This is a genomic window from Streptomyces sp. NPDC018026 (assembly GCF_044327745.1).
Lineage (GTDB): Bacteria > Actinomycetota > Actinomycetes > Streptomycetales > Streptomycetaceae > Streptomyces > Streptomyces rubrogriseus.
On record NZ_JBIRFY010000032.1, the window covers coordinates 1 to 21026 of the forward strand.

Below are 21026 nucleotides of genomic sequence, written 5' to 3' on the forward strand. Positions count from 1 at the left end.
CTGCGGGCAGTCGTGCCGCTGGGGCGGCACGGGTGGGCGCAGCGGCACCCCGCTACGCCGGGCCGCGTCCCCCTCGCGCCCGCACCCACGCCGGGCACCCGGTGCTGCGCCGGGCCACCCGACCCACACCCCCGGTCAACCGGACCACCCCGGCCCACGGCACCCCGCGCTCACCCCCCGTACAACCCCGCCAACCGCCGCGCATCCCGCGCGAAGCGCTCCCGCAGTGCCGCCGGCCCCACCACCTCCACCTCCGGCCCGAGCGCCCTGAGCTGCGCATGCGCGACCTCCTCCGACTCCACCGGCAGCGCCACCGTCACCCAGCCGTCCGCGTCCGGCGCGCCCGCGGCCTCCAGCGCCTCCCGGGCCGACAGCGCGTCGACCGCGTGCGGCAGTCCCCGCACCCCCCGCTCCGACAGCCGCACCACGACCTCGGCCCGCAGGATCGACCGCGCGAACTGCTCGGCCCGCTCGGCCCAGAACGCGGGCAGGTCGAAGCCCTCGTCCCGGACGAAACGTTCCTCGCCCGCCTCGACCGTCGTGAACCGGTCGATGCGGTACACCCGGAAGGGCCCGTCGCCCGCCACCCGCGCGCACAGGTACCAGACCCCGGCCTTCAGCACGAGCCCGTACGGCTCCAGCTCCCGGACGACCACGTCCGTCCCGCGCCGGTAGCGTGCCGCGACGCGCCGGTCGTCCCAGACCGCGTCCGCCACCGCGGGCAGCAGCTCGGGCGTCTCCGGCTCGCGGAACCAGTTCGGCGCGTCCAGGTGGAAGCGCTGGGCCGCCGTACGGGAGGCGTCCCGCAGGGAGGGGAGCAGGGCCGCCGACACCTTCAGGCGGGCCGCCGAGGCCGCGTCCTCCAGGCCCATCTCGCGCAGCGCCCCGGGGACCCCGGACAGGAACAGCGCCTCCGCCTCGCCCCGGGCCAGCCCGGTCAGCCGGGTGCGGTAGCCGCCGATCAGGCGGTAGCCGCCGGCCCGGCCGCGTTCCGCGTACACCGGCACGCCCGCCTCCGACAGCGCCTGCGCGTCCCGTGTCACGGTCCGCTCCGACACTTCCAGCTCCCGGGCCAGCTCGGCCGCGGTCATGGCCGGGCGGGACTGGAGGAGCAGCACCATCTTGATGAGGCGGGCAGCGCGCATTCCCACATGATGCAGGAGACGCGGAAGGCCCCCGCCGGGGCGGGGGCCTTCCGTTCGTCCTTACAGGCCGTAGCGCTCGCGCGCCTCCTTCACGGCCGTCGCCTTGACCTCGCCGCGCCGGGCGAGCTGGGCCAGGGCCGCGACGACGATGGACTCGGCGTCCACGCCGAAGTGGCGGCGGGCGGCGTCGCGGGTGTCGGACAGGCCGAAGCCGTCGGTACCGAGCGAGGAGTAGTCCTGCTCGACCCACTGCGCGATCTGGTCCGGGACCTGGCGCATGTAGTCGGAGACCGCGAGCACCGGACCCTCGGCGCCCTGGAGCGCCTGGCGGACGTACGGCATCCGGTCCTCGCCGCGCAGCAGTGCCGCGTCGGCGTCCATGGCGTCCCGGCGCAGCTCCGTCCAGGAGGTCGCGGACCACACGTCGGCGGCCACGCCCCACTCCTCGGCGAGCAGTCGCTGCGCCTTGAGCGTCCAGTGGATCGCCGTGCCGGAGCCCAGGAGCTGGATGCGCGGGGCGTTCGCGGCCGGGGTCAGGCCCGCCGTCTCCGCGGTGTTGAAGCGGTACAGGCCCTTGACGATGCCCTCGTCCACGCCGGACGGCTTGGCCGGCTGCGGCATCGGCTCGTTGTAGACCGTCAGGTAGTAGAAGACGTTCGGGTCCTCGCCCGGGGCCGCCTCGCCGTACATGCGGCGCAGACCGTCCTTGACGATCGTCGCGATCTCGTACGCGAACGCCGGGTCGTAGGAGAGCGCGGCCGGGTTGGTCGCCGCGATGGCGGGGGAGTGGCCGTCCGCGTGCTGGAGGCCCTCACCGGTGAGGGTGGTGCGGCCCGCGGTGGCGCCGACCAGGAAGCCGCGGCCGAGCTGGTCGCCGAGCTGCCACATCTGGTCGGCCGTGCGCTGCCAGCCGAACATCGAGTAGAAGATGTAGAACGGGATCATCGCCTCGCCGTGCGTCGCGTACGCGGTGGACGCGGCAATGAAGTCGGCCATCGAGCCGGCCTCGGTGATGCCCTCGTTGAGGATCTGGCCGTTCTTGGCTTCCTTGTAGTACATCAGCTGGTCGCGGTCGACCGGCTCGTACGTCTGGCCCTTGGGCGAGTAGATGCCCAGGGACGGGAAGAGGCTCTCCATGCCGAAGGTGCGCGCCTCGTCGGGGACGATCGGCACCCAGCGCTTGCCGGTCTCCTTGTCCCGGACCAGGTCCTTGACCAGGCGGACGAAGGCCATGGTCGTCGCGACGTTCTGCGAGCCGGAGCCCTTGTCGAAGGCCGCGAAGGCCTTGTCGGCGGGCGCGGGAAGCGGCGCGAGCGGGTGGACGCGGCGGGCCGGGGCCGGACCGCCGAGGGCGGCGCGGCGCTCCTGGAGGTAGCGCACCTCGGGAGAGTCGGCGCCGGGGTGGGCGTAGGGCACCACGCCATCGACGAAGGCGCTGTCCGCGATCGGCAGGCCGAGCAGATCGCGCATGTCCTTGAACTCGTCCACCGAGAGCTTCTTCATCTGGTGGTTGGCGTTCTTCGACGCGAAGCCGGTGCCGAGGGTGTGGCCCTTGACCGTCTGGGCCAGGATCACGGTGGGCGCGCCCTTGTGGGCGAGCGCGGCGCGGTAGGCGGCGTACACCTTGCGGGACTCGTGACCGCCGCGCGAGAAGTGGAAGCAGTCGAGGATCTTGTCGTCGGACAGGAGCTTCGCCATCTCGGCGAGCTGCGGGTCCTTGTTGAAGAAGTCCTCGCGGATGTAGGCGGCGTCCCGGGTCTGGTACGTCTGGACCTGGGCGTCGGGTACCTCGCGCAGGCGGCGTACCAGGGCGCCGGTGGTGTCGAGCTGGAACAGCTCGTCCCAGGCCGTGCCCCACAGCGACTTGATCACGTTCCAGCCGGCGCCGCGGAACTGGGCCTCCAGCTCCTGCACGATCTTGAAGTTGGCGCGGACCGGACCGTCGAGGCGCTGCAGGTTGCAGTTGATGACGAAGGTCAGGTTGTCCAGGCCCTCGCGGGAGGCGAGGGTGAGCGCGGTGGTGGACTCCGGCTCGTCCATCTCGCCGTCGCCGAGGAACGCCCACACGTGGGAGTTGGTCAGGTCCTTGATGCCGCGGCTGGTCAGGTAGCGGTTGAACCGCGCCTGGTAGATCGCGGAGATCGGGCCGAGACCCATGGAGACGGTGGGGAACTCCCACAGCCAGGGCAGGCGGCGCGGGTGCGGGTAGGACGGCAGGCCGTTGCCGCCGGCCTCGCGGCGGAAGTTGTCCAGCTGCTCCTCGTTCAGGCGGCCGTCGAGGAAGGCGCGGGCGTAGATGCCGGGGGAGGCGTGGCCCTGGACGTAGAGCTGGTCGCCGGAGCCGTCACCCTCCTTGCCCTTGAAGAAGTGGTTGAAGCCGGTCTCGTAGAGCCAGGCCGCGGAGGCGAAGGTGGCGATGTGGCCGCCGACGCCGTACTTGCTGCCGCGGGTCACCATCGCCGCCGCGTTCCAGCGGTTCCAGGCGGTGATCCGCTGCTCCAGCGCCTCGTCGCCGTCCACGGTGGGCTCGTCGGCGGTCGGGATGGAGTTGACGTAGTCGGTCTCCAGCAGCTTCGGCAGCGCCAGGCCCGCGCCCTCGGCGCGCTCCAGCGTGCGGCGCATCAGGTATGCGGCACGGTGCGGCCCGGCCGCCTGGGTGACGGCGTCCAGGGAGGCCTGCCACTCGGCGGTCTCCTCGGGGTCGCGGTCCGGGAGCTGGTCGAGCTCGCTCGGCTGGATGGCTTTGGGGTCGGTCGTCATGTCGCCGCCTTCCTCAGTCGAAGGGGGTTCCCTCATCGGCAAGGGTTCGGGGTGCCCTAGGTCTTTGGCAGGACAGGGCTGGGGCTTGGGTGGAAGCCCGTCTGTGACTGTAACTCGCTGATCGATGATCGATCAAAGGGTTGAGGGGCAAAAACTCTTGATCACGAGAAAGTCGGCACGGGGTGCCTCCGGCGGTGGCACGGGGTGACCTTGAAGTTGGGGATTTGTGCAGGTGAGAGGGGGTGGGCGCGGATGAGCCACGAGGGGTGCGGGGAACTGCGCGAACGGGGGTCTGGGGGCGCAGCCCCCAGGGACGGGAAGGGGCGGCGGGGGCGAAGAAGAACTAGGGGCGCGGCGCGCAGCCCAGGACGTGGGACTTCACGATTTCCGGGATGCGGGGGTCCCGGCGGCGGAAGGCCGCGACCAGTTCCTCGTGCTCCTCCGCGTACGACTGCTGCACCGTCCCCAGCCACCGTATCGACAGCGCCGTGAACACCTCGATCCCCAGCCCCTCCCACGTGTGCAGCAGCACCGAGTTGCCCGCCGCCCGCACCAGCTCCCGGTGGAAGCCCACCGTGTGCCGCACCTGGCCGGTGCCGTCGGAGACCCGGTCGGCCTCGTACAGCGCGGCGACGTGCGGCTCCAGGGCCGAGCAGTCCAGGGCGAGCCGGTCCGCCGCCAGCTCGGCCGCGATGGCCTCCAGACCGGCCCGGACGGGGTAGCTCTCCTCCAGGTCGGCGGCGGTCAGGTTCCGCACCCGCACGCCCTTGTTCGGCGCCGACTCGATCAGCCGCAGCGACTCCAGCTCCCGCAGCGCCTCCCGCACCGGCGTCTGGCTGACCTCCAGCTCGGTGGCGATCCGCCGCTCCACGATCCGCTCGCCCGGCTGCCAGCGCCCGCTGATGATCCCTTCCAGGATGTGCTCGCGGATCTGTTCGCGCAGCGAGTGGACGACGGGCGCGGTCATGAGAGCTCCTTCTGGAGAGGGCCCCTTCGGCCCCCTGGGGGACTGACGTTTAGACAATACGGCCGTCACGGGGGGCGGGAAGGGCGCACGGGGGCGCTTTGACGCAGGTGAGACGAGACTTACACAGCGTGCCCCGGTCGAAACACGGCGATGCCCCCGCCCGGGAGGATCCGGGCGGGGGCACCGTACAGGCCCACTGGCGAGGGTGACTACAGGCCGAGCTCGACCTCGAACTCGCCCGCCTCCAGGATCGCCTTGACCGCCGTCAGGTAGCGGGCGGCGTCGGCGCCGTCCACCAGACGGTGGTCGTAGGACAGGGTCAGGTACGTCATGTCGCGGACGCCGATGACCGGGCCGTCCTCCGTCTCGATGACGGCCGGACGCTTGACCGTGGCACCGATGCCGAGGATGGCGACCTGGCCCGGCGGCACGATGATCGTGTCGAACAGCGCGCCGCGCGAACCGGTGTTGCTGATGGTGAAGGTCGCACCGGCCAGCTCGTCCGGGCTGATCTTGCTGGCCCGCACCTTGCCCGCCAGGTCGGCGGTCGCCTTGGCGATGCCGGCCAGGTTCAGGTCACCGGCGTTCTTGATGACCGGGGTCATCAGGCCCTTCTCGGAGTCCACCGCGATACCGATGTTCTCGGTGTCGAAGTAGGTGATGGTCCCCTCGGCCTCGTTGATCTTGGCGTTGACCGGGGCGTGGGCCTTGAGAGCCTGGGCCGCGGCCTTGACGAAGAACGGCATCGGCGAGAGCTTGACGCCCTCCCGAGCCGCGAACGCGTCCTTGGCACGGGCGCGCAGCTTCATCAGCCGGGTGACGTCGACCTCGACGACCGACGACAGCTGGGCCTGCTCGTGCAGCGCCTTGACCATGTTGTCGCCGATGACCTTGCGGATGCGCGGCATCTTGACGGTCTGGCCACGCAGCGGGGAGGCCTCCAGGACGGGGGCCTTCTTCGCGGCGGGCGCGGCGGGCGCGGCGGCCGGAGCCGGAGCGGCGGCCTTCGCGGCCTCGGCGGCGGCAACGACGTCCTGCTTGCGGATACGCCCGCCGACGCCGGTGCCCTTGACGGTGGACAGGTCGACGCCGTTCTCGGCGGCGAGCTTGCGCACCAGCGGGGTGACGTAGGCGCCGTCGTCCACCGGCTGGGCGGCGGCCGGGGCTGCCGGAGCGGCGGCCGGGGCCGGCGCGGGAGCCGGGGCGGCGGGCTGCGGAGCCGGAGCCGGCGGCGCCTGCGGGGCCGGGGCGGCCGGAGCCGGAGCGGCCTGCGCGGGAGCCGGGGCCGGAGCCGCCGGAGCCGGGGTGGGCTCGGGCTGGGCCGGAGCCGCGGGGGCGGCCGGGGCAGCCGCCGGGGCGGCACCCGCCGCACCGATGACGGCGAGCTTGGCGCCGACCTCGGCCGTCTCGTCCTCGCCGACCACGATCTCCAGCAGGGTGCCGGAGGCGGGGGCCGGGATCTCGGTGTCGACCTTGTCGGTCGAGACCTCGAGCAGCGGCTCGTCCTCCTCGACGCTGTCACCGACCGACTTCAGCCAGCGGGTGACGGTGCCCTCGGTGACGGACTCGCCGAGCGCGGGCAGGACCACGTCCGTGCCCTCCGCGGAACCGCCGGCGGCGGCGTCGGCGGTGGGAGCGGGCGCCGGGGCGGCCTGCTCGGTGGAGGGGGCGGCCGCGGCGGGCTCGGGGGCCGGCTCGGCCACCTGCTCGGCCTGCGGGGCCGGTGCGGCGGCCGGGGCGCCGCTGCCGTCGTCGATCAGCGCCAGCTCGGCGCCGACCTCGACGGTCTCGTCCTCGGCGACCTTGATGGAGGACAGCACGCCCGAGGCGGGGGCCGGGATCTCGGTGTCGACCTTGTCGGTCGAGACCTCGAGCAGCGGCTCGTCGGCCTCGACGCGCTCACCCTCGGCCTTCAGCCAACGGGTGACGGTGCCCTCGGTGACGCTCTCGCCGAGCGCCGGAAGGGTTACGGAAACCGCCATGGTTTCGGTTGCTCCTTACGAAAGTGCGGAAGTCTGTGTCGTCGCGCCCGAAGACCGAAGCGGTCAGTCGTGCATGTGGAGCGGCTTGCCGGCCAGCGCCAGGTGGGCCTCGCCGAGCGCCTCGTTCTGCGTCGGGTGGGCGTGGATGAGCTGGGCCACCTCGGCCGGCAGCGCCTCCCAGTTGTAGATCAGCTGCGCCTCGCCGACCTGCTCGCCCATGCGGTCGCCGACCATGTGGACGCCGACCACGGCACCGTCCTTGACCTGGACCAGCTTGATCTCGCCCGCGGTCTTCAGGATGCGGCTCTTGCCGTTGCCGCCCAGGGGGAACTTGATCGAGACGACCTTGTCCGCACCGTAGACCTCCTTCGCCTTGGCCTCGGTGAGACCGACGGAGGCGACCTCCGGGTGGCAGTACGTCACCCGCGGCACGCCGTCGTAGTCGACCGGCACGGTCTTCAGGCCGGCGAGCCGCTCCGCCACCAGGATGCCCTCGGCGAAGCCGACGTGCGCGAGCTGGAGGGTGGGGACGAGGTCACCGACGGCGGAGATGGTCGGGACGTTGGTCCGCATGTACTCGTCCACGAGGACGAAGCCGCGGTCCGTCGCGACGCCGTTCTCCTCGTAGCCCAGGCCCTGCGAGACCGGGCCGCGGCCGATGGCGACGAGCAGGACCTCGGCCTCGAACTCCTTGCCGTCGGCGAGGGTGACCTTGACGCCGTCCTGGGTGTACTCGGCCTTCTCGAAGAAGGTGCCCAGGTTGAACTTGATGCCCCGCTTGCGGAAGGCGCGCTCCAGGAGCTTGGAGCTGTTCTCGTCCTCGACCGGGACGAGGTGCTTGAGGCCCTCGATGACCGTGACCTCGGAACCGAAGGACTTCCACGCGGAGGCGAACTCGACGCCGATGACGCCGCCGCCCAGCACGATCGCGGACTTCGGCACGCGGTCGAGCGTGAGGGCGTGGTCCGAGGAGATGATCCGGTTGCCGTCGATCTCCAGGCCCGGCAGGGTCTTCGGCACGGAGCCGGTCGCCAGCAGGACGTGGCGGCCCTGGACGCGCTGGCCGTTGACGTCGACGGAGGTGGGGGAGGAGAGCCGGCCCTCACCCTCGATGTAGGTGATCTTGCGGGAGGCGACCAGACCCTGCAGCCCCTTGTACAGGCCGGCGATCACCTCGTCCTTGTACTTGTGCACGCCGGCCATGTCGACGCCCTCGAAGGACGTCTTGACGCCGAACTGCTCGCTCTCGCGGGACTGGTCGGCGACCTCACCCGCGTGGAGCAGGGCCTTGGTGGGAATGCAACCGTTGTGCAGGCAGGTGCCGCCGAGCTTGTTCTTCTCGATCAGGGCGACGTCCAGGCCCAGCTGCGCCCCGCGCAGGGCCGCGGCGTAACCACCGCTGCCACCGCCGAGGATCACTAGGTCGAAAACGGTGCTGGCGTCGTTCGCCACGTCACGTCCTCCATGCATGTGCGCCACGCCGGTCTCCAGTGACCGGTCGGCGGCTGGTGTCCGGCCGCTCATTGTTCTCGGCCCTTGGGTGGGCCCTGTCCTGCCGGGCTCCATCTTCGCACTTGTGAGAGGCGAACGAGACGTGGGGCCGGGGTGTGAGACGCCCCACGTTCAGGTGAGCGGGTTCCCCTGCGGTTCATTCGCGCCGACGCCGGCGGCTCCGCCGCGTGGGCGCGACGCCCTGCGGTTCTTCTGTGCCGACGCCGGGACAGCCGACCCAGGGGCGCGGGGAACTGCGCGACAAGCCACGACGGGCCCGCAGCCGCGCAGTCACCCGCACCCCCGAGTTATTAGGCGTACGTCAGCCGAGATCGCCGAGGGCAACACGCTCGGCAACCCGCACCAGCGTCCGCACCGCCGTCCCCGTACCGCCCTTCGGGGTGTACCCGAACGGCCCGCCCTCGTTGAAGGCCGGACCCGCGATGTCCAGGTGCGCCCAGGTGATGCCCTCGCCGACGAACTCCTGCAGGAAGAGACCGGCCACCAGGCCGCCGCCCATCCGCTCGCCCATGTTCGCGATGTCCGCGGTCGGCGAGTCCATGCCCTTGCGCAGGTGCTCCGGCAGCGGCATCGGCCACGCCGGCTCGCCGGACTCCTCCGCCGCCTCGTGCACCGCGGAGCGGAACGCGTCGTCGTTCGCCATGATCCCGTACGTGCGGCTGCCCAGCGCCAGCATCATCGCGCCCGTCAGCGTCGCCACGTCGATGATCGCGTCCGGCTTGTCCTGCGAGGCGGCCCACAGCGCGTCGGCCAGCACCAGCCGGCCCTCCGCGTCGGTGTTGAGCACCTCCACCGTCTTGCCGCTGTACATCCGCAGCACGTCGCCCGGGCGCGTCGCGGAGCCCGACGGCATGTTCTCGGCCAGCGCCAGCCAGCCGGTCACGTTGACCTCCAGACCGAGCCGCGCGGCGGCGACCACCGCGGCGAACACGGCGGCGGCACCGGCCATGTCGCACTTCATCGTCTCGTTGTGGCCGGCCGGCTTCAGCGAGATGCCGCCCGAGTCGTAGGTGATGCCCTTGCCGACGAAGGCGAGGGACTTCTTCGCCTTGGGCGAGGTGTACGACAGCTTCACCAGCCGCGGACCCGACGCCGAACCGGCGCCGACGCCGAGGATGCCGCCGTAGCCGCCCTTGGTGAGCGCCTTCTCGTCGAGCACCTGCACCTTGATGCCGTGCTCCTTGGCGGCCGCCTGCGCCACCGCCGCGAAGGCCTCGGGGTCGAGGTCGTTCGGCGGGGTGTTGACCAGGTCGCGGGCGCGGTTCAGCTCCTCGGCGACGGCCGCGGCGCGCTCGATCGCCGCCTTGTACGCCTTGTCGCGGGGCTTGCCGCCGAGCAGCGCGGCCTCCGCCAGCGGGGCCTTGCCGTTGCCGTCGGCCTTCGCCTTGGCACCCTTGGCCTCCTTGGCCGACGCCTTGTACGCGCCGAAGGAGTACGCGCCGAGCAGCAGGCCCTCGGCGACGACACCGGCGTCGGCGGCCTCGGCGAGCGGCAGGGCGAAGGCGGCCTTCTTGGCACCGGCCAGCGCGCGGGCGGCAGCGCCGGCCGCCCGGCGCAGCGCCTCGGGGTCGAAACCGGCGTCCTTCTCGGGCTCGGCACCGAGGCCCACCGCCACGACGACGGGCGCCTTGAAGCCGGACGGAGCGGGCAGCTTCGTCACCTCGCCCTCGGCACCGGAGGCGCCGAGGGTCTCCAGGACGGCGGCGAGCCGGCCGTCGTACGCCTTGTCCACGGCCTCGGCGCCGGGGGCGACGGACGGTCCGCCTGCGCCCTTGGCGACGCCGATCACGATCGCGTCGGCCCGCAGGCCGGGCGCCGCGGCGGTGGAGAGAGTGAGAGCAGTCACGGTGGTGAAATCTCGCTTCCGTATGAAGTCTGGTGTGGCCGAATGCGGGTGGGTCGACCGGGCCCGACATCCGACCCTAGATCCCTCCTGCGATGCGGTCCTCGCCTGGGCAGGCGAACACTCGGCACGAGCCTACGCTCGCGCCCGGCCGCGCTCCCTCCCGCGGGGCCGTGGTTTCCTCGCGGCTGTGCGGGTGGGAGATCATTCCGGGGGCATGCCGCCCGTCCCCTCTCGCACTCTGGAGCACTTTCCGTGAGACGCCCGGTCCTGCCGACAGCCCTTCTCCTGCTGCTGCTTGGCGGCTGCACGTCGGCCCCCGGCGGTGACGGTGGCGACGGCGACGGCGGCGGCGGTGGCGGTGGTGGCGGTGGTCGTGGTGCTGCCGGTCACTGGCGGCCTACGGCCGGCACCGCCTGGCAGTGGCAGCTCAGCGGCAGGCTCGACACCTCCGTCGACGTACCGGTGTACGACATCGACGGCTTCGACCACGACGAGGCCACGGTCGCCGGCCTGCACGACGACGGGCGCAAGGTCATCTGCTACGTCTCCACCGGCGCCTGGGAGGACTTCCGGCCCGACGCCGACGCGTTCCCCGAGGAGGTACTGGGCAAGGGCAACGGCTGGGAGGGCGAGCGGTGGCTGGACATCCGCGCGACGGACGTCCTGGAGCCGCTGATGGCCGAGCGCCTCGACATGTGCCGCGACAAGGGCTTCGACGCCGTGGAGCCGGACAACATGGACGGCTACAAGAACGACACCGGCTTCCCGCTCACCGGCGACGACCAGCTCCGCTACAACCGGCTGATCGCGAAGCTCGCCCACGACCGGGGCATGGCCGTCGGGTTGAAGAACGACCTGGACCAGATCCCGGACCTGGTCGACGACTTCGACTTCGCCGTCAACGAGCAGTGCGCCCAGTACGGCGAGTGCGCCGACAACCAGCCGTTCATCGACGCGGACAAGGCCGTCTTCCACGTCGAGTACGAGCTGCCGACCGAGCGCTTCTGCGCCGGTTCCCGCGAGCTGCGGCTCAGTTCGATGCTGAAGAAGTACGAACTGGACGCGTGGCGGGAGGCCTGCTGAGCGGGTGGCTCAACCGAGGACGAGGACCACGAGGGCGGTGGTGGCCGCCGTCTCCGCCACGCCGCCGAAGACGTCGCCCGTGACGCCGCCGAAGCGGCGGACGCAGTGGCGCAGCAGGAGTTCGGCCACCACGACGGCGCACACCACGGCGAGCGCCGTGCGCAGTGCGTCGTACGGGCCGCCCAGGTACGCGCCGGCCGCCGCGCCGGCCAGGGTGACGGCCGCCGTCGCGGCCAGCGCCCCGCCGGCCGGGACCACCCCGGCGACCGCCGCGCCCAGGCCCTCGGGGCGGGCGGCGGGTACTCCGGTCCGGGCCGCCGTCGTGAGCGCCAGCCGGGCGGCGGTCGCCGACACCACGGCGGCGAGCGCGCCGCGCGCCCACGAGCCGTCGTAGGCCTGCGCGAGGGCGGCGACTTGGGCGAGGAGCGTGAACAGCAGGGTGAGCACGCCGAACGGTCCGATGTCCGACTGCTTCATGATCCGCAGGGCGTCCTCGGCGGGCTTGCCGCTGCCCAGTCCGTCGGCGGTGTCGGCCAGTCCGTCCAGGTGCAGTCCCCGCGTGAGTACGGCGGGGACGGCGGCCGTGGCGACCGCGGCGAGCAGGCTTCCGGCGCCGAGGGCGAGCAGCAGGAGCCCGGTGCCCGCGGCGACGGCGCCGACGGCCAGGCCGGCCAGCGGCGCGCACAGCATGCCGCCGCGCGCGGCGTCCCGGTCCCAGCGGGTCACCTTGACCGGGAGCACGGTGAGGGTGCCGAAGGCGAAACGGAGGCCGTCGGGGGAGGGGGTCCTGAGCACCGGCGCAGACTACCCGGCGGTCGGCGGGGGTGGAGGCGGGTGCTGGGGATAAAGTGCGCATATGGGAGATTGGTGGCAGCGCAACATCATGGAACCGGGCAAGCTGCCGCTGCTCCTGGCGCTGGCGGCGTTCGTGCTGACGTTCGCGATCACCCGGGTCATCACCCGGCTGATCCGGGCGGGCAAGGGGCCCTTCGGGAACGTCAAGGCGGGCGGGGTGCACATCCATCACGTCGTCCCGGGGGTCGTGCTCACCGTCGTCGGCGGCTTCGGCGCGGTCGCGGGGGGCCGGCACGGGGTCTGGTCGGCGCTCGCGGCGGTGGTCTTCGGGATCGGGGCGGGGCTGGTCCTGGACGAGTTCGCGCTGATCCTGCACCTCGACGACGTGTACTGGAGCGAGGCCGGGCGCAAGAGCGTGGAGGTCGTGGTGCTCACCGCGGCGCTGGTCGGGCTGGTCCTCGCGGGGTTCACGCCCTTCGGTGTCGACGGCATGTCCCAGGACGAGTTGCAGGACCGCACGAACGTCATCGCGACGGTCGCGGGGAACTTCCTCTTCTCCCTCCTCGCCCTGGCCAAGGGCAAGGCACGGCTGGCGATCTTCGGGGTCATCGTGCCCTTGATCGCTTTGATCGGCGCGGTTCGCCTGGCCCGGCCGGGCTCTCCGTGGGCCCGCCGGTTCTACGCCCGTCGGCCGCGGGCCCGCGCGCGGGCCCGGGTGCGCGCCGACCGCCACGACCGTCGCTGGTCCGGACCGCGCCGCGTCGTCCAGGACTGGATCGGCGGCCGCCCGGATCCGTGGTGACGGCTCCCTGCCTGCGGCGCCTGTGCGGGTGTGGTGGGGGTGCGCGTTGCGCGGTGTGTCCGGTGGGTGGGTCGGGGGCGTGCCGGGGGGTGTCCGTCCTCGGAACGGCGCGGAATCGGTCGGCCACAGAAGCGAACTCCGTTGACGCGCCAACCGCTGCGGGCGGACACCCCCCGACCCGCCCCCTTCTCGCCGTACCTACCGAGCTGCGGGCAGTCGTGCCGCTGGGGCGGCACGGGTGGGCGCAGCGGCACCCCGCTGCGCCGGGCCGCGTCCCCCTCGCGCCCGCACCCACGCCGGTGGTCCGGGTCAGCCCGGTCGACTGAACCGCGTTCACTCGACCCCGGTCACGGCCTCACCGTCGGAGACCTCCGGCAGCTCCGCCGCCAAGGACGCCGCCGCCTGGACCAGGGGCAGCGCCAGCAGTCCACCCGCACCCTCGCCCACCTTCACGCCCTGGGACAGCAGCGGCTCCATCGCCATCCGGTCCAGCGCCTTGGCCTGGCCCGGCTCCCCGCTGTCGTGCGCCGCCAGCCACCAGTCCGGCGCCCGGAACGCGACCCGCTGCCCGACCAGCGCGCACGCGGCCGTCACGACACCGTCCAGGATCACCGGCACCTTCCGCACCGCGCTCTGCAGCAGGAAGCCCGTCATGGCGGTGAGGTCCGCGCCGCCCACCGTGGCGAGGAGCTGCAACTGGTCGCCGAGGACCGGACGCGCACGGCGCAGCGCGTCGCGGATCGCCGCGCACTTGCGCATCCAGGCCAGGTCGTCGATCGGCAGCCCGCCCCGGCCGGTGACGACCGACGCGTCCGTCCCGCACAGCGCGGCCACCAGCGTCCCCGCCGCCGTCGTACCGCCCACGCTCACGTCACCCAGCACCACCAGGTCGGTGCCCGAGTCGGCCTCCTCGTCGGCCACCGCCATCCCGGCCCGGAAGGCGGCCTCCGCCTCCTCGAGTGTCAGCGCGTCCTCGATGTCGATGCGTCCCCCGGCCCGGCGCACCCGGTGCCCGGCGACCTCGGCCGGCAGCTTCTCCGGGTCGCAGTCCAGGGCCATGTCGACGACGCGCACGGGTACGTCCAGGCGCCTGGCGAGCACCGACACCGGCCGGCCGCCCTCCAGTACCTTGCGCACCAGCTCACCGGCACCGCCCGCGGGCCGCGCCGACACGCCCAGCTCGGCGACCTTGTGGTCGCCGGCGAAGAGCACCACCCGGGGACGTACGACGGGGCGTACCGGTACGGCGGACTGGGCCGCCGACAGCCACTCGCCCAGGTCGTCGAGGCGGCCCAGCGATCCGGGCGGGACGACCTGACGCTCGCGGCGCGCCTCCGCGTCGCGGCGTACCCCGCCGTCGGGGCGCTCGATCAGGTCGGTGAAGTCGTCGAGATTCAGCGAGCTCATTCGCCGAACAGTACCGGCCCCCGCCGAACGCGAAGGAGGGCCCGTGGGCGGCACGTCCGGGCGGCGTCGTTGCGGCACGGACAGCGCTCACCTACGTAACGTTTTGCCTGGAATGTCTTATGTGCCCGCGTACGTCTCGTGTCGGGAGCCGCTCGTGTCCGGAATCTCCGCCCCCTCGGTGCCTCCCGTCCCCCCGTACGGGCCGTACCGCGAGGACTGCCCCTGGTGCGGCTCGCGGCGGCTGCGGGCCCGGCCGCGCGGTGCCGGGCCGCGGCAGGGGGCACCCCACCGGTCTCCGGTCGAGCGGTGCGTGGACTGCCGCCACGTCTTCCGGAACTCGCCGCTCACCCCTGGTCCGGAGCATCTTCTGGTCCGGGCCGGTGTCCGGCTCAGACACCGGCTGGCCGCCCGTGCGCTGTACCGCCACTGTCCCGAGCCCGAGAGCTGGCTGGACGTCGGCACCGGCGACGCCGAGTTCCCCCGGACCGCCCGTACGCACTTCCCGTACACCGCGTTCGACGGCCTGGACGCCACCCACCGCGTGCTGCGGGCCCGCGCCGTCGAGCGGGTCGAGGAGGCGTTCGTCGGGCGGCTGACCGATCCGCACATCGCGGCCCGGCTGCGGGAACGCTACGACGTCGTGAGCCTCTTCCAGTACCTGGAGCGGGTGGTGGACCCGCGGGCGGAACTGCGGGGCGCGCTGCGGGTGCTGCGGCCCGGCGGGCATCTGCTCGTCGACGTGGCCGACCCGCGGCGCCTGCTGCCCGTCCACCCCGTCGGACTGGGCGCCGAACTCGTGGCCCAGGGCTGCACGGTCCTGACGGGCGACCGGGGGCACCGCGTCGTCGCGCGCAAGGACGGCTCAGCCCCGTAGCACCAGCGCCTGGCCCGCCACCACCAGCAGCACCTGCTCGCACTCGGCCGCGAACGCCGCGTTCAGGCGGCCGAGTTCGTCGCGGTAGCGGCGGCCGGACGCCGTGGCCGGGACGATGCCGGAACCGACCTCGTTCGACACCGCCACCAGCGTGCGGCGGGTGCCGCGGACCGCCCGGGTCAGTTCCCGCACCCGGTCCCTCAGCGCCCGTTCGCCGCCGTCGGCCCACTCCTCGTCGTCCCAGGCGCCGACCGCGTCCATCGCGTCCGTCAGCCACAGGGACAGGCAGTCGACGAGCAGGGGCGGGCCCTCGTCCTTCAGGAGGGGGACCAGGTCGCAGGTCTCGGCGGTCCGCCACGAACCGGGGCGGCGTTCCCGGTGCGCGCCGACCCGGGCCGCCCATTCGGTGTCGCCGTTGCGGGAGCCGCCGGTGGCCACGTAGAGGACGTCGGGGAAGGGTTCGAGGCGGCGTTCCGCCTCCACCGACTTGCCCGACCGGGCACCGCCCAGGACCAGGGTGCGCCGCGGGACGTCGGGCACGTCCTCGTACGAGCCCACCGTCAACGTCGTGCCGTCCGGCACCGCCCGTGCGCCCGCCGCCGCGAGCCGCCGCGCCAGCTCCCGGCCCGGCGGCACGTCGTGGTCCAGGTGGACGGCGACGACGTCCGTCGTCGGACCCGCCGCTCCCACCGCCCGCAGCCGCGCCAGCGCGTCCGGCCGCCCCACGACGTCCGCGAGGACCAGGTCGTACGGCTCCGCGGGCTCCTCCAGGCCCGCCGGGGCGCCGCCCGGCGGCACGTAGAGGAGCCGCCGGCCGTCGGGTCCCGTCACGGCGTATCCCGTGCCCGGCGCGTCCAGCGCCACCGCCCGCACCCGGTGCCCCGTCAGCAGCGCCAGCTCCCGGCCGTCCGGCACCCGGCCCGGCTGCGGCAGCCCGGCCGGCACCTCCACGGCGGGGCCGTCGTGCGGGTGCGAGAGCAGCACCTGCCGTACGCCCGCCAGGGAGTGCCCGGCCCGCGCGGCGGCGAACGCGGCGCCGGGCGTCAGGTCGAGCAGCAGGGCGCCGTCCACCAGCAGCGCGGTCGCCGCACGCGCGTCCTCGCCCTGTGCCGCGGCACAGGCCGCGCAGGGACAGTCGGGGCGGGGGAGTCCCGCGGGGGCACCGGTGCCGAGCAGAGTCACGTCCACGCACCGATTTTCGCCGGTCGCCCGGCGACATGCGCGCCCGAGTCCCCCGAGGGGCGGGTGCCGTGAGCCTTCCCGTCCCCGCAGTCCCCCGCCGGGGCCTTCTCCCCGGGCCTTCTACGGTGCGCCCGGTCCAGCGCATAGGCTGCGGGCGGAGGGCGGATCAAGATCCGGCTTCCGCTCTGCACGTGCTGACATCTTGGAGGCGTACATGGCGGCATGGACGTGGCGGTTCGAGACGGCCGACGGGACGGAGGTCCAGCCCGCGGTGCAGCCCGAGGAGTTCACCACGCAAGGGGACGCCGAGTCCTGGATCGGGGAGCAGTGGAAGGACCTCCAGGCGGGCGGCACCGACCAGGTGCGGCTCTTCGAGGACTCCACCGAGATCTACGGCCCGATGAGCCTGCACGCCGAGGAGGCGGAGGCCGACGCCGAGGCCGAGGCGGGGACCGAGGCCTGAGGCCCGGGGGCGGGGGCGGGGGCGGTCCCACCCCCGCCCTCTCACTGCTCGCCTAGCGTCACCTCGGCCGTGTGCTCCTTGCCGTCCCGGGTGTACGTCACCTTCGTCCGGTCGCCCGGCCGCATCGACGCCAGCGCCTCGGACAGCGAGGTGATGGTGGTGATGTCCGTGTCCCCGAGCTGGACGAGGACGTCGCCGGGGCGCAGACCGGCGTCGTCGGCGGGCCCGCCGTCGGTCACCTCGACGACGGCGACCCCGGCCGGGCGGTAGCTGTCGTCCACGACCGTACGGGCGGTGATGCCCAGTGCGGCCCGGCCCGAGTCGGTGACCTTGCCGTCCCTGACGATCTGCCCGGCCACCGTCGTCACCATCGACGCCGGGATCGCGAACCCGATGCCGGGCGCCGCGCTGTCGCCGAGGCCCGGATCGGTCGCCGCCAGCGTCGGGATGCCGATCACCTGCCCGTCCAGGTTCACCAGGGCGCCCCCGCTGTTGCCCGGGTTGATGGCCGCCGACGTCTGCACCATGTTGGCGATGGTCGCGCCCGTGCCGCCGCCGCTGCTGCCCTCCGTCACGGTGCGCCCGGTCGCCGACACGATGCCCTGCGTCACGCTGGAGGACAGGCCGAGCGGCGAGCCCATCGCCAGCACGATCTGCCCCACCTCGACCTTCGCGGAGTCCGCGAAGCGGGCTGCCTTCATGCCCTCGGGCACCTTGTCGAGCTTGATGACCGCCAGGTCCTGCTCCGGGTAGGACGAGACCAGCTTCGCGGTCAGGGCGCCCTCGGCGCGGGCCGTCGTCACCCGGAAGGACTTGGCGTCCCCGACGACGTGCGCGTTGGTGACGACGTGTCCCTTGTCGTCGTACACGACCCCCGACCCCAGGGAGTCGCCCGCCTGGAGCTGTACGACCGACGGCAGCACGTCCTTGATCACCCGCTCGTAGTCGGCCTCCAGCTCACTGGCCGCGCGCGGTGCCGCGGCCTGCGCCGTGTCGCCCTCCCGTGCGCTCCCCGAACCCTCGTCGGGCCCCTGACCGGCGCCGGAACAGCCGGTCGCGAGCAGCAGGGCGGCGCAGGCCGGTACGGCCAGCGGAGCGAGCAGACGGCGCAGACGGGTGCGGGAAGTGTCCATGGCCCGAGTCTCACCGCGTCCCCGGCGCCCGGCGCCCGGTGCACACCCGAACGGGCGCCGCGGGCGGGCGGGTGGTGGTGGCGGGGGTGCGCGGCTAGCCGCGCACCCCGCACAGGTGCAGCAGCGCCGCGACCGAGCGGTACGGGTCCGTCCGGCCGGCCCGCTCCTCGGCGGCCAGCAGGGCGTCGAGGTCGGCGGGGGGCGCGGCCCCGTCGGGCGCCGTGTCCGTGAAGACCCGCACGCCGTACCAGGTGTGCAGCGGCGCGCCGATGCCCGCCAGCTTCGCCGTCAGCGTCGCCAGCCGGTCCGCGCGGACGTCCAGGCCCAGGCGGTTGCGGTAGTTCGTGGTGTCGAAGGCGGCCAGCGCGCCCGGCCAGTCGCCGTGCAGGCCGGGGCGCAGCGCGAGCGCGTCGCCGTTGCGCACCACGAGCGACAGCAGGCCGCCGGGTGCGAGCATCCTGGCGAGTCCCGCCAGCAGCGGGTCGGGCTCCTCTACGTACATGAGCACGCCGTGGCACAGCACCACGTCGAAGCTGCCCGGCAGGAAGTGCACACCGGTGTCCCGGCCGTCGCCCTCGACGATCCGCATCCGCTCCCGGATGCCCTCGGGCTGGCCGGCCAGGGCGTCACGCGCGGCGGCGATCATCGTCGCGTCCCGCTCCACGCCGGTCACCTGATGCCCGGCCCGTGCCAGCCGCAGCGCCTGGGTGCCCTGGCCCATTCCGACGTCGAGGACCCGAAGCCGCCTGCCCACCGCGAAGCGCCCGGCTATCTGCTCGTCCAGCTGCCGGGCCACCAGCTCCTGCCGTACGACGTTGCGAAGCCCGGACAGTCCCGCTGTCCAGGCCTCGGCCGCGCCCTCGGTGAACGGCGTCGTGCTCAGGGCCGCTCCCCGCGCTTGACCTGGGGCTTGGGCAGCCGCAGCCGGCGCATCTGGAGCGAGCGCATCAGCGCGTACGCGACCGCGCCGCGGCGGCGCTCGTCCGGGAAGCGCTCCGCGAGCCGCTTCTTCAGCCGGAAGCCGGTGACGATCGAGTCCAGCACGATCAGCACGATCACGACCAGCCACAGCAGCAGCGCGACGTTCTGCAGCGACGCCACCCGGATCATGCTCAGCACGAGGATGACCACGGCCATCGGCAGGAAGTACTCCGCGATGTTGAACCGCGAGTCGACGAAGTCGCGCGCGAACTTGCGGACCGGGCCCTTGTCGCGGGCCGGCAGGTACCGCTCGTCGCCCTTGGCCAGCGCCTCGCGCTGCCGGGCCATCGCGGTCCGCCGCTCCTCGCGCTGCCGCTTGGCGGCGTCCTTGCGGGTCATCGGCGTATTGGCGACGCTGCGGCGCTGGGACTGGGCCACACTGCGCTTGGGTGTGGGCCTGCCCTTCGGGGCCTGCGGGTCACGGGGCTGCTTGGAGTCGGTCACCTGCGCGCTGTCGGCGCTCTGGGCCTTCTCATCCTTGGCACGGCTACGGAACACAAAACCCAAGGGTACGGGGTGCGGGGGTGTGGACCCCAGTCCGGTGGGGAACGATCCGGCAACGCCGGTCGTCTGTATGGGGACAGAGCGGATGTACGGAGCGGATGTCGCGTACAGCCCCGGACACCGGGATTTTCCGGACAACCCGGGGAGCACCTACTCCCTGCGCCGGACGGGGAACGTACGCAGTCGTCCTTGGGGATGAGCGCATCCGTCCCCGAACAGTGCGGTAATGGATGCAGGGCCCGTACTGTGGGTTCTGTTGCAGTCGCTGGAGCTGGAGTCGGTCAGAAGGGGGCGCGCGAAGCCCATGAGCGGTGTCATGAAGCGTATGGGGATGATCTTCCGCGCGAAGGCCAACAAGGCCCTTGACCGGGCCGAGGACCCGCGCGAAACCCTCGATTACTCGTACCAGAAACAGCTGGAGCTGCTGCAGAAGGTGCGCCGCGGCGTCGCCGACGTGGCGACCAGCCGCAAGCGACTTGAGCTGCAGCTCAACCAGCTCCAGTCCCAGTCGGGCAAGCTGGAGGACCAGGGCCGCAAGGCGCTGGCGCTGGGCCGCGAGGACCTGGCCCGCGAGGCGCTCTCCCGGCGCGCCGCGCTCCAGCAGCAGGTCACCGACCTGGAGACGCAGCACGCCACCCTCCAGGGCGAGGAGGAGAAGCTCACCCTTGCGGCCCAGCGCCTCCAGGCCAAGGTGGACGCCTTCCGCACGAAGAAGGAGACCATCAAGGCCACCTACACGGCGGCCCAGGCGCAGACCCGCATCGGCGAGGCGTTCTCCGGCATCTCCGAGGAGATGGGCGACGTCGGCCTGGCCATCCAGCGGGCCGAGGACAAGACCGCCCAGCTCCAGGCCCGGGCCGGCGCCATCGACGAGCTGCTCGCCTCCGGTGCCCTCGACGACCAGTCCGGCATGCACAAGGACGACATCCAGGCCGAGCTGGACCGGCTCTCCGGTGGTACGGATGTAGAGCTGGAACTGCAGCGGATGAAGGCCGAGCTGGCCGGGGGCCCCACCTCCGACCGGCAGGCCATCGAGGGCGGCCAGGGACAGGGCGAGGCCTCGTCGCAGTCCCAGCAGCAGCCGCAGGACACCCCGCGCTTCGACAAGCAGTAGCCCACGGCTAGGAGGGCCGACATGATCGTACGGATCATGGGGGAGGGACAGCTGACGCTGGCCGACGGCCGGCTCGGTGAGCTGAACAAGCTGGACGACGAACTCCTGGCCGAGATGGAGAACGGCGACGGCCCCGGCTTCCGCGCGACCCTCCAGGCCCTCCTGGCCAAGGTCCGCGAACTGGGCGAGCCCCTCCCGGACGACACCCTGGAGCCCTCCGACCTCATCCTCCCGTCCCCGGACGCCACCCTGGAGGAGGTCCAGGAGCTCCTGAGCGACGACGGCCTCATTCCGGGCGGTGCGTGACGGACACGGGTGGTTCGTCCGGTGCCTGCTGACGCAGGTCGGCAGTCACAGCCCGTCCGGCGCTTGAGGACGAGGCCCGTTCAGGGCCGGAGCGGGGGTCTGGGGGCGCAGCCCCCAGCCAACGCCCACTGCATGCGGGCCCGCTCATAAGACACCACCACTCCGGCTAC

General features: G+C 73.0%; 18 protein-coding genes. 6 read left to right on the forward strand and 12 right to left on the reverse strand.

The genetic code is table 11. The features are described from left to right. Nucleotides 1-170: 170 nt before the first annotated feature. The 6 genes from ACH4D3_RS40805 to ACH4D3_RS40830 form a co-directional block, all read right to left on the reverse strand. Entirely contained in the window at nt 171-1145 is a 975-nt protein-coding gene (locus ACH4D3_RS40805) for a helix-turn-helix transcriptional regulator (protein WP_398332823.1), read from the reverse strand. A 60-nt stretch (nt 1146-1205) separates the two neighbouring features. Further along, nucleotides 1206-3905, reverse strand: a complete 2700-nt coding sequence (gene aceE, locus ACH4D3_RS40810) for a pyruvate dehydrogenase (acetyl-transferring), homodimeric type (protein ID WP_398332824.1) — start codon at nt 3903-3905, stop codon at nt 1206-1208. A gap of 343 nt (nt 3906-4248) precedes the next feature. Further along, nucleotides 4249-4872 carry a GntR family transcriptional regulator gene (locus ACH4D3_RS40815; RefSeq protein ID WP_003976633.1) on the reverse strand — a complete coding sequence of 208 codons (624 nt, stop codon included), beginning with the start codon at nt 4870-4872 and terminating at the stop codon, nt 4249-4251. Between the two features lie 209 nt (nt 4873-5081). Continuing rightward, complete coding sequence (sucB, locus tag ACH4D3_RS40820) at nt 5082-6854, reverse strand: 2-oxoglutarate dehydrogenase, E2 component, dihydrolipoamide succinyltransferase (protein WP_210973881.1); 1773 nt, start codon at nt 6852-6854, stop codon at nt 5082-5084. 63 nt (nt 6855-6917) lie between these two features. Next, on the reverse strand, nt 6918-8306 hold the full coding sequence (gene lpdA, locus ACH4D3_RS40825) for a dihydrolipoyl dehydrogenase (RefSeq protein ID WP_398332825.1): 1389 nt from the start codon (nt 8304-8306) through the stop codon (nt 6918-6920). 361 nt (nt 8307-8667) lie between these two features. Then, nucleotides 8668-10212 (reverse strand): leucyl aminopeptidase, encoded by a 1545-nt coding sequence (locus ACH4D3_RS40830; protein ID WP_398332826.1) that lies wholly within the window; start codon nt 10210-10212, stop codon nt 8668-8670. A 252-nt stretch (nt 10213-10464) separates the two neighbouring features. On the opposite strand from ACH4D3_RS40830, the gene ACH4D3_RS40835 reads away from it, so the two are divergent. Continuing rightward, on the forward strand, nt 10465-11295 hold the full coding sequence (locus ACH4D3_RS40835; protein ID WP_398332827.1) for an endo alpha-1,4 polygalactosaminidase: 831 nt from the start codon (nt 10465-10467) through the stop codon (nt 11293-11295). A gap of 9 nt (nt 11296-11304) precedes the next feature. On the opposite strand, the gene ACH4D3_RS40840 is transcribed toward ACH4D3_RS40835, so the two are convergent. Beyond that, nucleotides 11305-12090: an adenosylcobinamide-GDP ribazoletransferase gene (locus ACH4D3_RS40840; protein WP_398332828.1), complete on the reverse strand. Its 786-nt coding sequence runs from the start codon at nt 12088-12090 to the stop codon at nt 11305-11307. A 61-nt stretch (nt 12091-12151) separates the two neighbouring features. On the opposite strand from ACH4D3_RS40840, the gene ACH4D3_RS40845 reads away from it, so the two are divergent. Beyond that, nucleotides 12152-12892, forward strand: coding sequence for a hypothetical protein (locus tag ACH4D3_RS40845; protein ID WP_398332829.1), 741 nt, complete (start codon nt 12152-12154; stop codon nt 12890-12892). A gap of 333 nt (nt 12893-13225) precedes the next feature. Here ACH4D3_RS40845 and cobT read toward each other — a convergent pair whose 3' ends face one another. Beyond that, nucleotides 13226-14299 carry a nicotinate-nucleotide--dimethylbenzimidazole phosphoribosyltransferase gene (gene cobT, locus ACH4D3_RS40850; RefSeq protein WP_398332830.1) on the reverse strand — a complete coding sequence of 358 codons (1074 nt, stop codon included), beginning with the start codon at nt 14297-14299 and terminating at the stop codon, nt 13226-13228. A 112-nt stretch (nt 14300-14411) separates the two neighbouring features. Between cobT and ACH4D3_RS40855 the strand changes: the two genes are divergently transcribed. Then, entirely contained in the window at nt 14412-15173 is a 762-nt protein-coding gene (locus tag ACH4D3_RS40855; RefSeq protein WP_398332831.1) for a class I SAM-dependent methyltransferase, read from the forward strand. On the opposite strand, the gene ACH4D3_RS40860 is transcribed toward ACH4D3_RS40855, so the two are convergent. Continuing rightward, nucleotides 15162-16361, reverse strand: coding sequence for a bifunctional adenosylcobinamide kinase/adenosylcobinamide-phosphate guanylyltransferase (locus tag ACH4D3_RS40860; protein ID WP_398332832.1), 1200 nt, complete (start codon nt 16359-16361; stop codon nt 15162-15164). The genes ACH4D3_RS40855 and ACH4D3_RS40860 overlap by 12 nt on opposite strands. Before the next feature lie 208 nt (nt 16362-16569). On the opposite strand from ACH4D3_RS40860, the gene ACH4D3_RS40865 reads away from it, so the two are divergent. Then, nucleotides 16570-16818: a hypothetical protein gene (locus ACH4D3_RS40865; RefSeq protein WP_356866027.1), complete on the forward strand. Its 249-nt coding sequence runs from the start codon at nt 16570-16572 to the stop codon at nt 16816-16818. A 41-nt stretch (nt 16819-16859) separates the two neighbouring features. Here ACH4D3_RS40865 and ACH4D3_RS40870 read toward each other — a convergent pair whose 3' ends face one another. The 3 genes from ACH4D3_RS40870 to ACH4D3_RS40880 all read right to left on the reverse strand — a co-directional run bounded on the left by ACH4D3_RS40870 (nt 16860) and on the right by ACH4D3_RS40880 (nt 19508). Continuing rightward, nucleotides 16860-17951: a S1C family serine protease gene (locus ACH4D3_RS40870; protein ID WP_398332833.1), complete on the reverse strand. Its 1092-nt coding sequence runs from the start codon at nt 17949-17951 to the stop codon at nt 16860-16862. 94 nt (nt 17952-18045) lie between these two features. Then, entirely contained in the window at nt 18046-18747 is a 702-nt protein-coding gene (locus ACH4D3_RS40875) for a class I SAM-dependent methyltransferase (protein WP_398332834.1), read from the reverse strand. Nucleotides 18748-18830: 83 nt separating this feature from the next. Beyond that, a complete protein-coding gene (locus tag ACH4D3_RS40880) occupies nt 18831-19508 on the reverse strand; it encodes a DUF3043 domain-containing protein (protein ID WP_398332839.1) in 678 nt (225 codons plus the stop codon). A gap of 244 nt (nt 19509-19752) precedes the next feature. Here ACH4D3_RS40880 and ACH4D3_RS40885 point away from each other — a divergent pair, with 244 nt between their 5' ends. Both ACH4D3_RS40885 and ACH4D3_RS40890 read left to right on the forward strand, forming a co-directional pair. Continuing rightward, a complete protein-coding gene (locus ACH4D3_RS40885) occupies nt 19753-20550 on the forward strand; it encodes a PspA/IM30 family protein (protein WP_398332835.1) in 798 nt (265 codons plus the stop codon). A gap of 21 nt (nt 20551-20571) precedes the next feature. After that, on the forward strand, nt 20572-20856 hold the full coding sequence (locus ACH4D3_RS40890) for a hypothetical protein (protein WP_003976649.1): 285 nt from the start codon (nt 20572-20574) through the stop codon (nt 20854-20856). Nucleotides 20857-21026 lie beyond the last annotated feature (170 nt).

Coding starts and splice junctions, on each gene's coding strand:
- ACH4D3_RS40805 (WP_398332823.1), bottom strand. CDS start 1,145: ATGCGCGCTGCCCGCCTCATCAAGATGGTGCTGCTCCTCCAGTCCCGC.
- aceE (WP_398332824.1), bottom strand. CDS start 3,905: ATGACGACCGACCCCAAAGCCATCCAGCCGAGCGAGCTCGACCAGCTC.
- ACH4D3_RS40815 (WP_003976633.1), bottom strand. CDS start 4,872: ATGACCGCGCCCGTCGTCCACTCGCTGCGCGAACAGATCCGCGAGCAC.
- sucB (WP_210973881.1), bottom strand. CDS start 6,854: ATGGCGGTTTCCGTAACCCTTCCGGCGCTCGGCGAGAGCGTCACCGAG.
- ACH4D3_RS40845 (WP_398332829.1), top strand. CDS start 12,152: ATGGGAGATTGGTGGCAGCGCAACATCATGGAACCGGGCAAGCTGCCG.
- cobT (WP_398332830.1), bottom strand. CDS start 14,299: ATGAGCTCGCTGAATCTCGACGACTTCACCGACCTGATCGAGCGCCCC.
- ACH4D3_RS40855 (WP_398332831.1), top strand. CDS start 14,412: ATGTCTTATGTGCCCGCGTACGTCTCGTGTCGGGAGCCGCTCGTGTCC.
- ACH4D3_RS40865 (WP_356866027.1), top strand. CDS start 16,570: ATGGCGGCATGGACGTGGCGGTTCGAGACGGCCGACGGGACGGAGGTC.
- ACH4D3_RS40870 (WP_398332833.1), bottom strand. CDS start 17,951: ATGGACACTTCCCGCACCCGTCTGCGCCGTCTGCTCGCTCCGCTGGCC.
- ACH4D3_RS40885 (WP_398332835.1), top strand. CDS start 19,753: ATGAAGCGTATGGGGATGATCTTCCGCGCGAAGGCCAACAAGGCCCTT.
- ACH4D3_RS40890 (WP_003976649.1), top strand. CDS start 20,572: ATGATCGTACGGATCATGGGGGAGGGACAGCTGACGCTGGCCGACGGC.